This window comes from Cytobacillus eiseniae (genome assembly GCF_017874625.1).
GTDB lineage: Bacteria > Bacillota > Bacilli > Bacillales > Cytobacillaceae > Cytobacillus > Cytobacillus eiseniae.
The window spans coordinates 109,524-125,771 of sequence record NZ_JAGIKZ010000001.1 but is presented as its reverse complement, the minus strand read 5'-3'; the positions used below and the strand labels follow the sequence as shown (position 1 = coordinate 125,771).

Below are 16,248 nucleotides of genomic sequence, written 5' to 3'. Positions count from 1 at the left end.
AACATTAAATGATTTGTTTATAAAACTTCAATTGAAATTGGGTGCCTTTCTTCTGCTTGCTTTGCACATGAATATCCCCATTTTGACTTTTAATAATACTATGAGCCATCGCAAGTCCAATCCCCACACTATCTTCCCCAGCATTCTTTCCTTTATAAAAACGATTAAAAATATACGGGAGATCCTCTTTTGCAACTCCCTCCCCGTTATCAGCTATTAATATTTCAGTGTAAAGAACATTTTCTGAAAAAGAAATCGAAAGTGATCCACCAGTTTGTGTATGCTCTACACAATTTTTTAGGATGTTTATAAGAGCTTCACACGTCCAATTTTGGTCTCCGACAAAGGTGGCCTTTTCTTCTCCCTCAATCGTAAGTGTTTGTTCTTTAATATCCATCGGGATTAAAACGGTCTCTAATGCTTTCTCAATTAATCTCTTTACAGAAACTTTTTCTTGTTTAAATGCAATCGTACCTGCATCAATCTTTGATAGTTTTAATAACGAGGAAACTAGCCACTCCATGCGCTCTAACTGCTGTAGAATACTGTTTGTAAATTCCATTCTCTTTATCATTGGCAGCTTAGCATCCTTTAATAAATCAGCCATCATCATCATCGAAGTGAGTGGCGTTTTTAGCTGATGGGAAATGTCGGAGATGGCATTCGTAAGCATGATTTTATCCTGCTTTAATACTCCCTTTTGTTCAGATAGCATAAGTGTCACCTTATACATCTCATTTTTCAATATACTCAATTCCCCTTCCTGATTATCACGGACATCGAGTGAATAATTGCCACTAGTTATTTGGCGAAGATAGCTGGAGAGCTTTTCTATTTCCTTATATCGCCAGCGTGTGAATATAAAGCTACAGCCAATAAGAAGAATAGAGGTAATAAATACGAATAAAGCAGCTGTGTATGAAAAATAGACTGCAATCATAATCAAAGCTAAACTAATTGTACACATCGCTATTAATAAAATGGTTATTTCGCGATTACGGAGCATCCTATCCACCCACCTTATAGCCCAATCCTCTTATCGTTTTAATCAATGTCGGGTTTTGCGGATCATCCTCCAGTTTTTCACGCAACCTTTTAATGTAAACGGTCAACGTATTGTCATTTACAAAATCGCCCGCCACATCCCAAATTTGTTCTAACAACTGGTTTCTTGTCAGTACTTGTCCGATATGATTTGCAAAAATGAGCAATAGTCGGTACTCCAATGCAGTTAAGGTCATCTCCTCATTCTGCTTAAACACTTTGCCTTCAAGTGTATTAATTCGAATGTTTTCTATGTAGATAGTAGAATTTTTTTGTGGACTTTTCTGGTATCTCCTTAAGACTGACTTTATTCGTGACAGAAGTTCGCGAATACGAAAGGGCTTTGTTATATAATCATCCGCCCCCATATCAAGCCCCATCACAACATTAATTTCATCATCATTTGCCGTTAGAAAGATGACAGGTATATCGCTACTTTCCTTTACAATCTTACATAATTCATATCCGCTTCCATCTGGCAGGGATAAATCGAATAAACATAAATCCAATTGATCCGATTGTTCTAAAAGAACTTTTCTTGCAGAAGCAACATCAAAGCAAATAACAGTAGAATAGGAATCCTGCTGCAATGAATATTCAAGCCCTGATGCAATCGTTTTATCATCTTCAACTATTAAAATTTTCATGTGATACTCATCCTGTCTTTTAGGTCTCTCGTATTACTTTAAAATATCATAAACACCATTACAAAAAAACACATGGCAACTTTCTATCCTAATCGGCCATGTGCTTTCTATATTCCATCCCTTGAAATTATGCAGACAAGCTTTCAATTAGCATTTCCTTTAGCTGCTTTCTTACACGATAGATTTTCGTCTTTACGGTATTTTGATTCAGCTTCAATAGAATGGCTATTTCTTTTTCTTTTAATCCGTTATTTATTTTTAGTAGAAACACTTTCCTTTGATCGAGGGAAAGTGAGTCAATTGCTTGATAGATTTGTTCTTTTAAAAGATTTACTTCTACTTCTTGTTCAATGTTTTGATCCATTTTTATATTTGTCGTCTCGATTTCGATATGACTCGCCGTACGCTCATTTAATTTTCTTTCCTTCCGGACAATGTCAATGGCTGTTCTTGTTGCGATCGCAGAAAGCCAAGCACCTATTTTCTCCGGATCTTCTATTGTGTCCCTCTTTTGATAGGCTTTTATCAAGGTTTCCTGTACGGCATCTTGAGCCAAGTAATAGTCTCTTGTAATGCAGTAAGTGACTTGATATAATCGTTTGCCGTACAATTTACATATGTCATTCATGTCCATGCAAAAGCAATTCACTCATATCCTCCTCTCTCATCCTTAAACTTTGATTTATTTAAAATATTGCTGAACGAAATCAGGAATATGCTCACCCGTAAAGCTTTTAATTTCAATGGACCCGTCCGCTTTATAATAAAATCCAATCATGTAGGGCCCATCATGAATTCCGGTGGCATTTATCAAGCTTTCTTCAAGTCTGTTTTTATTCGTAACTTTGATGGCATGGCTAATCTTACTCATTTGTTCAAACAGCTCTTCATGTGAATATCCCTGTGCATAATTGATTTCAAGATCATTTGCATCAACAATATAGGCATATGAAATATCATCTGCTGATACTTTGGCCTGTTCTAGTAACCCTTTGTTGTCCAGCCATTCCTCAAACTTCTTATATGATATTCTCCATTCAAGCCCTACCGTTCTATCATTTTTTTGCATGATTTCAATGAATGCAAGAGGATCTCTATTATCGATTGTTTCCTCATAGGTTGCTGTATTTATTTCATCTTTTAATACGGCCATTGCTTCCTTCAAGTCTGCTGGATCTACTATGACAGCTTTCTTCTGAATGGATCCATAAGGGTTGATCGTGATTTTCTCTATTTGATCCTCATTCACTTTGAAAATCCCATTTGTAACCCTTTTATATTCTTCAGATTCATGAATCAATTTATAATAATGAGCATATTCTTTTTTGTCGATCATATAATCCCGAACAAGCTTCTTGCCATTTTTCAATTCGTAAACAAAAAAAGCATGCTCACTCTTGTTAGTCACTGTATTCTTGCTTTTGTTTGCAATGATATCTTTGTGCAGCCTTCTAATTAAATCCATATTTTCAGCGGTGGTCAGGAAAAAAGGATCTTCGGCATCATTATACATGTAATTACTATTACTTAAATGAATTCGTTCGATCTCATTTAAATTAGGCATCTTTTTTTCAAACTGGGTAAAATCGAATTGAAAAAGAATGACCAAGAGGGCCATTGCCCCTGCATAAATAAAAAGTCCTTTAATGCGAAAAATGATCCGCCAAGATTTTTGTAGAACCATCTCGGCGAGCAAGTAGCCAAGGATAGCGCCAATCACATAGCCCGTAATCAGCCAAGTTGTATTTCCCTCCTTGATCCCAAAGTACAATCCACCGAGAAGCATCGAACAAAAGGTCATCCCATACTTGAAAATGGGTTTTAACAAAGGAAATACGAGTGATTGTGTCACAGCTTCAAGCTTTCTGTTTTTGTAAACCCATAATGCTAAACCGTATAAAATGAAGATGAGTGCACAATAAACAATGATTTCAATTAGCCCTAATGGTCTATAATTTACTTGACTAAGTGCAACTAATGGCGAAAATGCTTCAACCTTACTTTCCATCACATAACGATCAGCAAATCCATATAGATAAAATGGAAGATTATTTGTTAAAAGAACGAGCAAACCAATTGGAAGTAATAAAAATACATATGTGAGAGCTCCTTGAACAACGGAAATGCCCGAAATCATTCCGGTAAAAACCCCTGCCAAAAAGACAAGAAGATTAAACATAATTGTGATGCCAAGCCACTTAAAAATGTCTGCCCATGAAAAAAACTCAGCTAAGTTCAGCGGTTGGTACAAAGCGCAAACGATGATAGTGATCAGCAATACCGGCACGATTAAAAGAATGATTCCTGTTAAAGCATATTGATGAAAAAGTCGCTCCCTCTTTATCGAAAGACTATGCATGAAATCACTATAGGACTTCACTTGAAGGAAGCGAAATAAAAAAATAGCCATTAGGACAGGAATACCAATATTTAATACGACTTGTATCTCATAGTGAAACGAGAATAGGCTTTCTGCTCTAATATATTGCCGTTGTTCCCCAGTAGTCGTAATTAAAATTTCTAATGGCACCGAAAATATTAGTACTAGAAAGTGAACAATCGCAACCCAGCCGACACTTCTCATAATCATCTTTCTTATTTCTTTATTAACCAAGGATATTTTCAACTGCATAGCCAACATCCTCCATTTCATAAATAAAAATTTCTTCAAGTGTCAGTGGAAGGATATCGAAAATAACAGGTTGATATTTTTCTATATTTGCTGTAATTTCCTCTTCTTTTCCTTTTACAATTAATAAAAGAATACTTCCCCTCTTCTCTTTATGAAGGACTTTAACAGATTTCAATATAGCTGGTGGAACTGGCACACCGCCCTTAAAGGCTATCTGCACTTTGTGAGTATCAGATTTAAGATCATCTAATTCCTTTTCAATCATCATTTGTCCTTTATGCATAATCCCTACAAAATCACAAAGGTCCTCCACTTCTCGCAAATTGTGAGATGAAATTAAAACAGTCATTTCCCTTTCAGCTACATCATCAATTAAAAGTCCCTTCACCTTTTTCCTCATGACTGGATCCAGTCCATCTAAAGGCTCATCAAGAATCAATACTTCTGGCACTGTGGATAAAGCAAGGATAAATGCCGCTTGTCTTTGGATTCCTTTTGAATAACGGTGGAGCTTCTTATGTATATCTATTTGAAATAAAGCAACTAACTCTTGATAGCGTTGGTCATTCCACCTAGGATAATTACATTGATAAAACTGTGCCATCTGATTGAGTGTGTAATGCGGAAGAAAAAAAGGTGTATCTGGGATAAAAAAGATCTTGTTTTTGACATCTGGGTTCTCAAAGACCGATTGCCCATCAATTGTAATCAATCCCTCATCTTGTATATAAAGTCCAGATAGTATCTTTAATAGAGTCGTTTTCCCAGCACCGTTCGAACCGAGCAATCCGTATATCGAGCCTTTATTAACTGTAAGACTAATATTCTCTATTGCTTCTAGCCCATCAAATGTCTTGCGGACGTGACTAATTTTGATCATTTTCTATCCCTCCTCCGATGGCCAAATTTATTTCTTTTATCATTGTTATTAGCTCATCAGCTGTTACACCTAAGTACATCGCTTCTGACACCAGCTTCATGATGTCCTTTTTCACTTTAAGAAGCTTCTCCGTATTAAATCCATCACTTGCTGGACTAACAAAGCTGCCTTTTCCTTTAATTGAATAGATATACCCTTGCACTTCAAGTTCACGATATGCTTTTTGAATTGTATTCGGATTGATCGTTAACTGTTGGGCTAGCAATCGGACGGAAGGCAACTGTTCATCGGTCTTTAACACTTCAGTTATTATGAGTTCTTTAAGCTTTTCAACCAATTGTTCATAGATCGGCTTTCGGCTCCTTATATCCAACTCAAACATATGCACTCTCCCATCTGTACATAGTGTACTATCATACCTAGTACAGTTAATACAGTTTGATTATAATACAAATTTACAGGAAATCAATCCCTTTTTATTAAACTTTAGTTGTTTTTTTGAAATGCTCGATAAGATTAATAAAGTGCTAGTTAGCTATTAAACTGAACCCTATTCACGACAAAAAAAGAAAAGTGCTGAGCACTTTTCCTTTAAGAAATTATTTTAATGATTGAATCTTCACCGCACATGCCTTAAATTCAGCTGTTCCAGAAATCGGATCAAATTCATTAATTGTTAAAACATTCGTCGGCACTTCACTAAAGTGGAAACTCATAAACACTAAACCTGGTGAAACCTGTTCGGTAACTTTTACATTCACCTGAAGACTGCCCCTTCTGGAACTGACTTCAACAACATCACCAGTTTCTACGCCAAGTTTCTCTGCATCTTCAGGATGCATATCAACGGTTTCTTCTTTTTGTTTGATTTTTACACCACTCGCATAAAATTTCGTTTGAGTATGGGTATTATAGGATTCATACCTTCTACCAGTTGTAAGTGTAAATGGATATTCTTCATCTGGAAGCTCCACTGGCTCTGTATACGTTACTGGTACAAATGGAGATTGCTTTCCACTTGCAATTTCGTGATTATGGTATCTCTCATGAAGAATGAATGTACCAGGATGTGACTCATCAGGGCATGGATAATGGAGGCTATACTCTTTATCTAATCTTGAATATGGCATCCCACCATACATTTCCCATGCAAGTTCACGCAATTCCTCCCAGATTTCTTCACTATTATTGTAGTTCATCTGATAACCCATCAATTCTGATAGTTCACAAAGAATGACCCAATCATCTTTTGTATTTGGGTGAGCGTCTACCGCTTTTCTTACACGTTGAATTCTGCGGTCTGTATTCGTATATGTTCCTTCCACTTCTCCCCAAGATCTCGCAGGTAAAACAACATCAGCAAGCTTTGCTGTTTCAGTAAGGAATATATCTTGTACAATGAGCAGATCCAGACCTTCAAGTAGCTTCCGTGTATGAGTCATATGCACATCCGCCATTAATGGGTTTTCCCCAATACAATAAAGTGCTTTCACTCCACCCATTTCCATTTTTTCAAATGCTCTTGTTTGTGTATCTCCAGCAATTGGATTGATTTTCACATTCCATGCTTCTTCAAATCTTTCGCGGTACTTATCATTTGTAATACTTACCGCACCAGGCATCATATTCGGAAGGCAACCCATATCTCCTGCACCTTGCACATTATTTTGTCCACGAAGGGGCATAATGCCGCTTCCTTCTTTTCCTATATGGCCAGTTAATAAGGCAAGATTAGCAATATCAAACACATTATTCACACCACAATGATGCTCAGTAATACCTAAAGTATAAGCGATCATTGCTTTATCTGCAGTCGCATATTCTCTTGCTGTTTCAATAATATCCTGCGGGGCAACCCCGGTAATCTCAGATGCAAATTCGGGAGTATACATTTTCACTTGTTCTTTTAATGTATCAAAATCAACGGTAAATTGATCAATAAATGCTGGATTATATAATTCTTCCTCGATAATCACATGAATCATTGCATTCATTAATGCGATATCTGAACCAACATTAATTTGCAAATGGCGATGTGAACTTTTCACCATATCGATCCGGCGAGGGTCAATCACGATAATTTTCAATCCTGATTTCACTGCTTTCTTCATGCGATTAGCAATGATCGGGTGAGCCTCCGTTGTATTCGAACCCATTAACAAAAGAACTTCTGTATGATCAAAATCTTCTAATCTATTAGTAGGAAATCCACTACCAAATACAGTTGCCAGACCGGCAACACTCGGAGCATGTCACGTTCGGTTACAGCCATCGATATTATTGCTGCCAATAACTGTTCTCATAAATTTTTGCGTAACATAGTTTACTTCATTTGTACTTCTCGCAGTAGCAAACATCGTAATGGCTTCAGGTCCAAATTGCTCTTTGATTCCATTTAGCTTTTGAGCAATAAACTGATAAGCCTCTTCCCATGTTGTCTCAACTAGTTTTCCAGCCTTACGAATTAATGGAGAAGTTAAGCGGCTCTCTGCATGAACATATTCATAAGCAAATGAACCCTTTACACATGTCTGTCCTTTATTAACGGGTGCTTCCTTATCTCCACGTATTTTCACAATTTTATTATTATCTACTTCTACAACTAGCCCACAGCCTGTGCCACAATAGCCACAAACGGTTTTTACCTTTACTGGATCACTCATTTTACATCCTCCCTTATTGCTTGAACATTAATGAAAGCGATTTCAAAAGTGCGGTTTATTATTTCAATTTTCACTTAACACGATTCTATTATACTATATTATGTATCTTTTAAAAATAGGTTATCCGAATCGGTCGTCCATCCATTCAAATAACCAAACAAGTGGAACTAAATAATTCTTTCACTAAAAAAATCCATTCGCAAAATAAAAGATGCTTTCATAAACATTGTCGCTATTTTACACATAATTCGGTAAATGTTGATTTCCGCGTACGTGCGTTATCTTTCCGCGGGGTAGTCCGCTTGAGCCTCCTCGTCGCTTTCGCTCCAATCAACCGACCTATTTAGTAAACCATCCTTTCTATCAATTGTTTTTAAAAAAACATCAAACTTTAGAAAAAACCTAATTAAAAAACCGAAGCACTTTAAACTTGCGCTTCGGCAACATAATCATTATTTATACCCTAGTCTTGATGAAATTTGATGACCTATTTCAAGCATTCTTGGCTGTAGAACCACAAGCCTTGATTCTGTCATCCTCATCGTAGGTCCTGAAATACTAACAGCAGCAGCAACTCTCCCTAAATGGTCAAAAATTGGAACAGCAATACAGGTAATTCCATTCTCATTTTCTTGTAAATCTAAAGCGAATCCCTTTTCCTTTATCTTGGTAAGCTCATTAAGAAAGTTTGTTTTATCCGTAATTGTGTGTTCAGTATGGACAGGCAATCCCTTCCGTTCAAGAATTTCTTCAACATTAGTCATTGGCAAATGAGAAAGAATCGCTTTGCCAACTGACGTACAGTGCATCGGTGCACGTTTTCCAACTTTCGAATGCATCCGCAGCGCTTCATTTCCATCTAGTTTTTCGATATAGACTACTTCCCCTTGATCATATACGACAAGATGGATGACTTCATTTGTTTCTTTTTCAAGCTCAAGCAGAAATGGCCTTGCTTCTGTCCTCAAGTCGATTGATTCCAACAGCCTAGAGCTTATCTCTAAAAACATATATCCTAATTTGTATCGCTCGGTTTCTGTATCCTGCTCCACATAACCATATTGGACAAGTGTTGAAAGTATTCGATAAACAGAGCTTTTATTTATATCCATTTGCTTTGAAATGTCTGTAACACCGAGTCCGCCGCTTTTCGAGCTAATGATAGAGATGATATCCAATGCTCTGCCAACTGATTTCACCATATTTTCTCGATTCACTATCTTTCACCTCTAATGTAAAGGGATTGATTCAATTTTCTTGCCCTAATGATCACTTACTCGCAAGTTTTTCTTTCACTTTCAATCTGCTTCTATGCAGAATTGGCTCTGTATAGCCGCTAGGCTGATCATATCCAGTAAAAATCAATTCACATGCCGCCTGAACGGCAATAGAATCTTCATAATTACTGGCCATTGGGCGATAGTTTGCATCTTCCGCATTTTGCTCATCAACGATGACAGCCATACGCTTTAATGTTTCTAGAACCTGTTCTTTCGTACAAATCCCGTGATGAAGCCAGTTAGCAATATGCTGACTTGAAATTCTTAATGTTGCACGATCTTCCATTAGACCAATATGATTTATATCTGGAACTTTCGAACAGCCAATTCCTTGTTCAACCCATCGAACAACATAGCCAAGTATACCTTGCACATTATTATTAAGCTCATTCTGAACTTCTTCACGACTCCACTTAGGTTCATCTATTACAGGAATTTCTAGCATTTCATTGCGCAAACATGAGATTTTCTTTATCAAGTCATTCTGAATCGATTTTACATCAACATCATGATAATGTAGAGCATGTAATGTAGCAGCTGTTGGGGACGGTACCCAAGCAGTATTTGCCCCAGCCTTCAAATGATCGATCTTTTGCTTCACCATTTCAGCCATTAAATCTGGCATCGCCCACATCCCTTTGCCAATTTGGGCACGCCCCTTGAAGCCAGCCATCAGTCCTTGATTTACATTTGATTTTTCATAAGCTTGTAACCAAGTAGATGACTTCATTTCATTTTTGCGAACCATTAGACCTGCTTCCATTGATGTATGCATTTCATCTCCAGTGCGATCAAGAAAGCCTGTATTGATAAATGCAATACGATCCTTCACTTCACGAATACAAGCTTTCAGGTTTAATGATGTTCTTCTCTCTTCATCCATCACACCGATTTTTAATGTATTTCGTTTTAATCGCAATAGATCTTCCACATGATCAAATAAACGATTAGCAAATGCGACTTCCTTTGACCCGTGCATTTTAGGCTTTACAATATAAATGGAACCCTTAGCTGAATTTTGATAACGGCCATTCCCTAATAATGAATGCTTCGCAATTAAACTCGTCACAACTGCATCAATGATTCCCTCATAAACCTCTAATCCATCTTTATCTAAAATGGCATGATTCGTCATTAAATGTCCTACATTTCTAATCAACATTAATGATCGACCAGATATTTCAAACTGTTGTTCATTTGGCGCAGTATAGCTGCGATTTGGATTCAACTGCCTATTAACTAATTTGTTTCCCTTTTTAAAAGTAACTGTTAAATCACCTTTCATAAGCCCTAACCAACTTCGATATACTTGAACTTTATCTTCAGCATCCACCGCTGCAACAGAATCCTCACAATCCATGATCGTTGTTAGAGCTGCTTCAAGAAGAATATCCTTAATACCTGCCCCATCCATTTTTCCAATCATGTGATTCCGATCCAATTGAATTTCAAAATGCAATCCATTATTTTTAAATAAAATGGCCGTTGGATTCTCATGATTCCCTTGAAATCCAATTAATTTATCATTATTAAGTAATTCACTAACCTTCCCATCATTTAGTGTTGCAAGTAATTTCCCTTCAGCAATTCGATACTTTACAACCTTTTTATGGGAACCAATTTTTAAAGGAATTTTCTGGTCAAGAAATGCCCTTGCGAATGCAATGACCTTTTCTCCGCGAATCGGATTATAGCCACTTCCACGACTTGCACCATCCTCTTCACTAATAACATTCGTCCCATAAAGAGCATCATACAAGCTTCCCCATCGTGCATTTGCCGCATTTAATGCATACCGCTCATTATTTACAGGTACTACAAGCTGGGGTCCTGCCAGAATGGCAATTTCATCATCCACATTTTCAGTACCTATTTCAAAAGATTCTCCTTCATTTTCAAGGTATCCAATATCCGTTAAAAAGGCGGTATACTTCACTTTGTCAAATTTTTGATTTTCTTTATGCCAAGTATTGATTTTTTTCTGTAACTGATCTCTTTCTATTAATAACTGTTTGTTTATCGGTGAAAGAACATGTATGAGTTCATCAAACCCCCGCCAAAAATCCTCCTGTTCTAAATGCGTTTTAGGGAGAGCTTCATTATTAATAAATGCATGTAATTCTTCTGCAACTAATAAATTTCCGACTTGCTGATACTTAACCATTTCCTGACTTCCTCCTTATAATATTATTTGTTTGTTATTACAAAACACTGTTTCATAATTTATTATAAAAAGGATATCATATGCCACCTTATAATTTCAATAATTTTCAAAAAATTCAACTTAAAAAGGTTCTAATGCATCATTTATATAACTTAATGGATATATCTCCTACCATAAATTAAGGATGTTTTCGCAAACATTGTTGCTTATTAAGATAAAGTTGGTAATGGTTGATTTCCGCGTACGTGTGCTCCAATCAACCGACTTAATTGGTAAAACATTTGATTCAAAAGCAACAATCTTTTAGAAAAGAGCCTAAATTTAAAAAAACCTGACCACTATTGGCCAGGCATTTTATTAGATCGTTAGCAGCAACATCTATTTATCGAACGTTCTTTCAATTATATACGGCGTACATGACCATTAAAATGATTTTTCCAATAGCCGCTTGTCATACTTGCAATTGCTACCCCTGTGGAGTTTTGAGAACCAATAAATCTTCCTCCACCCACATAAATGCCAACATGACCGTCTTTCTTGTATGTATCAAAGAATACTAAATCACCTGGCTTCAAATCACTCGCAGAAACCTTAGATCCCGAATTTCTTAACGAGGAAGTACTTGCAGGTAAACTGATTCCACCTTGTGCGAATGCCCATGAAACAAAACCAGAACAATCAAATCTTCCGTTTGCAATATCTGAAGCCGTTCTACCGCCACCAAATACATAAACAGAATTTCCAATATACTTGTACCCAGCTGAAATAATTGAACTAATATCCCCGGTAACTACCGGCGGATTGTAACTAGGACTGCTCCCTTTAGATGAACTATTATTTCCACTTGCAGGAATGCTTTCCTGTGTAAATTGACTTGCGATTCTTTGCTTAATGATCGACTCTTTTGCAGCAAGCTCGCCATCTTTCATTTGAAGACTATTTTTCAAAGCGACTATTTCATTTTCTTTTGATTCAAGCTCTGTCTTTAAATCAACATTTTGAATTTTTTGCTCTTCCATTAAAGCTTGCATGCCCTCGAGCTCTACTTTCTTATCTTGTAAATCAGTAAGCTTCTGTTCGATTGCTGCTTGATTTTCTTCTAAGATCTTCTTATCTGCTTCATGCTCTGCTAAAATCTCTTGGTCAGCTTGAACAATTTTTGTAACTGCCCCTACTCTTTCAATAAAATCACCAAAGCTCGTTGAACCTAGAAGAACCTCAACATAGCCCATTGATGAACTGCCATTCTCCTGATATGAAACAGCACGGACCTTTAATATTTCACTGCGTTTATCAATTCTTTCTTGAATCACAGCTTTTTCTTTTTTTAGCACTTCTATTTCATTATTTATCGATACAATATCTGTCTCCGTTTTTACTATTAAATTATTATTATCAAGAATCGCCTGGTCAATTCTTTTTACTTGAGCATCTAATTTAGCCATCTCTTCTAGAATAGCGGTTAACTCCTGCTCCGCTTTTGAAAGGTTTGATTGAACCCCTTGGCGCTCTTTTTGTATAGTAGATTTTTGATTTTGTAAAGAATCAGCACTTACAGAAGGAATTGCAATTGTACTTCCTAATCCTAGCATAATTGTTGTGTTTAAAATCACCAGTTGTTTTTTCATTATTTTGCCTGCCTTCCGTTTTCCTCTAGTTGTTCGCTCATATGTAAATAATATTTTCTATTTTGTCATTATATGTAATTGTTTTCGACTTTATTCGACAGTACCTTCGCTCCTCTTGCATTATATCATCCCTATTTAACAGGAAGATGTTATTCATATTACAAGAATATTTCAATCAACCCCATTTAATTGGAAGTAGATCATTCTATGAATAAAAGCTGAAATTTGATATTATGTTAGAAAATGATAAAAGGGAGATACAATATGTCAAAGATTTCTCTAGCAGACGCTGTTAAATTAAAAAGTGTCCTCTCAAAAAGAATACATGATTTAGAAGAAGAGATGGATCGCGTAGCCTATATTGAAATTGAAAAAGGCACTGAATGGCCAATTCAAGCTCGCCAATTGAAGGAAGTAGAAGAAGAAATAGAAGAAGTTCGTATGGATTTTCGACTCCTGGATCGATTAATGTATCAAGCAAATGTAGAAAATAAAGTTATTTTTAATAATGAAGCAATTGCCATCGTTGAGGCTATTGAGCTCGCTTCGCAGCTTCGTGCAAAAGCACGTAAATACAAAGCATTCGGCACTGCTTCAAAAGAGGAATTTCTGTATCCCCTTGGTGATTCAAGCTCTATGATTAAGGTTTCCTTATTTGATCCAGAAAAATATCGTTTGCAAGCACTTGAAATTGACCGCCAGGCAAATCGGTTGTCCAATTTAATCAATGCAAAAAATTATGCAGTTGAACTTGATTTTGATCGTGAGAAATATTTCTAAACCTTGAAGGAGTGAGACTCTGCTTCAAGGCATAGAGGGAGAACTTTTTGATACACTTCAAATCTGTTTGTATGGTGAAGGCAAACCGATGACCGATAACCATTCACACATTTACCAGTAATCAATTACCAACTACAGCAATGGACGGTCGATGACCATAATTCGTAATTTTGTAACTCTCCTTCTATGAACCCCTAGCATGATTGCTGGGGGTTATTTTTTAGTTCGATAAGTACGGAGTAAGAATGTTAATTGCGTTCTGCATTTTTTTTGCATTTCGATTATACATTTCTTTTGCCTCGGCAGAATCAGTTTCTAATGCAAAAATCTCCAAGTCTGCTTGACATTTTCGCAGCATTGCCATGATCAGTGGTCTTGTTTGCGGAGATGGCACTTGAATTTTATCATCAAATAGATCGATAATTAGTTCTCCATATGAATCCACTTGTCCATAGAAAACATTATCTAATGTGACATTCTGTTTCTCTAATTCTAAATCAAGCCATTTACGACTTTTTCCTGCAGCTGCCAATGCATCATACACAATCTCCCCATCTCTGATAATCATTTGTGGAACGTGATCATTTGCTACTTTTATATTTAAATCTTTAGATGTGAGTGGACGATTTACTTTCTTCAATAAAACACTTAAATCACCTGATGGTTCTAGAATCGCAAATTCTACATCTGCTACATTAAATACATTCCTTTGTCTAAGTAAGCTACCAAGTTCATCAGAGGAGTATTTTTCCTTCTTTAAATTATCTTCCATGATTTTCCCATCTTTAATAAAAATTGTACCCTTGCCTTCAACAAAATCACGAAATGAGTTGCTTTTTAAAGATAATAAATCGACTAAGTATGTGATACCACCAAATATGAGGATCGCTACAATTCCATACCACATATTATTATCAATACCCATAATTACCTCGCCAGCAATGCTGCCGATTGTTATACCAGAGATATACTCAAAAAAGGAAATCTGTGAAATTTGTTTTTTTCCTAATATTTTTGTGATAAAAAATAAAAAGAAAAGCAATAAAAATGAACGAACGATAATATGACTCCATTCTGACATGATCTCACCCCATACTCACGATTCTTTATATTGTGGTTCTTCTAGTATCATTTCATTCGCGCGTGATTGCAGATCCTTTCTTATCTCGTTCATCACGTTCATCATTTCGTGAAACGTTTTTTGAGCATCTTGTGTTTGGGAATTTAATGCTAAACTAGATAGCTGTGCTTCAATTGATTTTAATGTTGAAACACATTGATTTACATTTGAAATGATGGTCATTTTTTTCATCCCCTCTTTGTTTCTATTCCAAACGAAAAAATAAAAGTGCAGGCGCAAAAGATCTTGCCTTACAAAGTGGATGTCTTCCCCTCCCATTAAAGAAAACACAGTGAGAGCGAGACCGACATTGACGCAATCTTTGTGGAGTCAGTACTGAAGTTAGATAGGCGTAGACGCCGAATCTGGATGTAGACTACACTACTCATAAAGTGTTATACATAACATGCGATTTTATAATATCCTGAATGATAATGAAAAGGTTGGCCAAATAAATAAGCCAACCCATTTGCGAATACTATTTATACTGCGGCTCTTCCTGCTGTATTTGCTGTAAACGTGGCTGAACATTATCAATGATTTGTTGCGTTTGTTGAGCGGCATCTTGATATAACTGTTTTGCTGCTTGGTTATCCGTTGCTAAAGCAAATGTTTCGAAGCTAGCTTGTGCACTTTTTAAGCCTGCAATTGTTTGTTTTATATTGTTACCTACTGTCAATTTAATCTCCTTCTTTCATAAAATAACTTACAGGCATTATTATTTCTATTTCTAGTCATATTATGAAAAGTTCTTTTTGGAAAAAATAACATAAATATCTTTCTCGTTCACACAAATACTATATATTGGTGATTTTAATCACACAACTCGTAATTGAAATTGATTATCATTAATATGTAGCAAATACTTTTCATTGTGGAGGGAAAAATAATGGAGAAAAAATCAGTTACAGCAGCTCAAGAATTCAGTGAAAAGCAATTTACAAAGAAGATTCTTTTTCGTGAAGGTGAAAGTACAGTCTTTGTTTTAAACTTTATGCCTGGTCAACAACTTCCAGCTCATAAACACCCTGGTACATCTGTCTACTTAATGGTTATTCAAGGCGGTGGGACTCTAACAATTGATGGTACTCCACATGAAGTAACTGAAAAGGATGTAATCGTTGCTGGTGGCGAAGAAGAATTCTCCTTTTCAAATAGTGGAAATGAAAATACAAGCTTGTATGTTATGCTGAACAAAATTCCAGATGAACGTTATGTTCAAGAAATATAAGCTAGATGTAAATAAAATAGTGTTTGGAGACTATGCACTCCAAGCACTATTTTTATTTTGCCCATTCATTTTCCGCAGCATATTATTTTTTCCATTGATTGCCTAAGCTGAGAGGATACATAGATACCGCATCGTTCCTACAAGAGGATGTTCAGAAAGTCTGGGTAAAAAAAGCTGCC

General features: G+C 36.3%; 15 protein-coding genes. 2 read left to right on the top strand and 13 right to left on the bottom strand.

Annotation, left to right across the window (positions count from 1 at the left end; all coding sequences use genetic code 11):
* Positions 1-4: 4 nt before the first annotated feature.
* The 10 genes from J2Z40_RS00650 to J2Z40_RS00600 form a co-directional block, all read right to left on the bottom strand.
* Complete coding sequence (locus tag J2Z40_RS00650; RefSeq protein WP_066394790.1) at positions 5-1,006, bottom strand: sensor histidine kinase; 1,002 nt, start codon at positions 1,004-1,006, stop codon at positions 5-7.
* Position 1,007: 1 nt separating this feature from the next.
* Positions 1,008-1,691 carry a response regulator transcription factor gene (locus J2Z40_RS00645; protein ID WP_066394793.1) on the bottom strand — a complete coding sequence of 228 codons (684 nt, stop codon included), beginning with the start codon at positions 1,689-1,691 and terminating at the stop codon, positions 1,008-1,010.
* 127 nt (positions 1,692-1,818) lie between these two features.
* Positions 1,819-2,340, bottom strand: a complete 522-nt coding sequence (locus J2Z40_RS00640) for an RNA polymerase sigma factor (RefSeq protein WP_342590307.1) — start codon at positions 2,338-2,340, stop codon at positions 1,819-1,821.
* A gap of 33 nt (positions 2,341-2,373) precedes the next feature.
* A complete protein-coding gene (locus J2Z40_RS00635) occupies positions 2,374-4,323 on the bottom strand; it encodes a DUF6449 domain-containing protein (RefSeq protein ID WP_066394798.1) in 1,950 nt (649 codons plus the stop codon).
* A complete protein-coding gene (locus J2Z40_RS00630) occupies positions 4,298-5,203 on the bottom strand; it encodes an ABC transporter ATP-binding protein (RefSeq protein WP_066394803.1) in 906 nt (301 codons plus the stop codon). Before J2Z40_RS00630 ends, J2Z40_RS00635 begins: the two co-directional genes overlap by 26 nt.
* Entirely contained in the window at positions 5,190-5,585 is a 396-nt protein-coding gene (locus J2Z40_RS00625; protein WP_066394806.1) for a GntR family transcriptional regulator, read from the bottom strand. Before J2Z40_RS00625 ends, J2Z40_RS00630 begins: the two co-directional genes overlap by 14 nt.
* A gap of 217 nt (positions 5,586-5,802) precedes the next feature.
* A complete protein-coding gene (gene fdhF, locus J2Z40_RS19690; protein ID WP_342590306.1) occupies positions 5,803-7,866 on the bottom strand; it encodes a formate dehydrogenase subunit alpha in 2,064 nt (687 codons plus the stop codon).
* A gap of 452 nt (positions 7,867-8,318) precedes the next feature.
* The gene (locus J2Z40_RS00610; protein ID WP_066394813.1) at positions 8,319-9,083 is read right to left on the bottom strand and encodes an IclR family transcriptional regulator domain-containing protein; all 765 of its coding nucleotides are present in this window, start codon (positions 9,081-9,083) and stop codon (positions 8,319-8,321) included.
* A 52-nt stretch (positions 9,084-9,135) separates the two neighbouring features.
* The gene (locus J2Z40_RS00605) at positions 9,136-11,310 is read right to left on the bottom strand and encodes a malate synthase G (protein WP_066394815.1); all 2,175 of its coding nucleotides are present in this window, start codon (positions 11,308-11,310) and stop codon (positions 9,136-9,138) included.
* A 401-nt stretch (positions 11,311-11,711) separates the two neighbouring features.
* Complete coding sequence (locus J2Z40_RS00600) at positions 11,712-12,938, bottom strand: C40 family peptidase (RefSeq protein WP_066394821.1); 1,227 nt, start codon at positions 12,936-12,938, stop codon at positions 11,712-11,714.
* A 264-nt stretch (positions 12,939-13,202) separates the two neighbouring features.
* Here J2Z40_RS00600 and J2Z40_RS00595 point away from each other — a divergent pair, with 264 nt between their 5' ends.
* Complete coding sequence (locus J2Z40_RS00595; RefSeq protein WP_066394824.1) at positions 13,203-13,718, top strand: hypothetical protein; 516 nt, start codon at positions 13,203-13,205, stop codon at positions 13,716-13,718.
* 220 nt (positions 13,719-13,938) lie between these two features.
* Here the strand turns inward: J2Z40_RS00595 and J2Z40_RS00590 are convergent, their stop codons facing one another.
* From J2Z40_RS00590 to J2Z40_RS00580, 3 genes are all read right to left on the bottom strand, one after another.
* Positions 13,939-14,799, bottom strand: coding sequence for a DUF421 domain-containing protein (locus J2Z40_RS00590; protein WP_066394826.1), 861 nt, complete (start codon positions 14,797-14,799; stop codon positions 13,939-13,941).
* 15 nt (positions 14,800-14,814) lie between these two features.
* Positions 14,815-15,021, bottom strand: coding sequence for a DUF1657 domain-containing protein (locus J2Z40_RS00585; RefSeq protein WP_066394828.1), 207 nt, complete (start codon positions 15,019-15,021; stop codon positions 14,815-14,817).
* Positions 15,022-15,316: 295 nt separating this feature from the next.
* Positions 15,317-15,517: a DUF1657 domain-containing protein gene (locus tag J2Z40_RS00580; RefSeq protein WP_066394837.1), complete on the bottom strand. Its 201-nt coding sequence runs from the start codon at positions 15,515-15,517 to the stop codon at positions 15,317-15,319.
* A gap of 210 nt (positions 15,518-15,727) precedes the next feature.
* Between J2Z40_RS00580 and J2Z40_RS00575 the strand changes: the two genes are divergently transcribed.
* Positions 15,728-16,069 (top strand): cupin domain-containing protein, encoded by a 342-nt coding sequence (locus J2Z40_RS00575; RefSeq protein ID WP_066394838.1) that lies wholly within the window; start codon positions 15,728-15,730, stop codon positions 16,067-16,069.
* Positions 16,070-16,248: the final 179 nt, after the last annotated feature.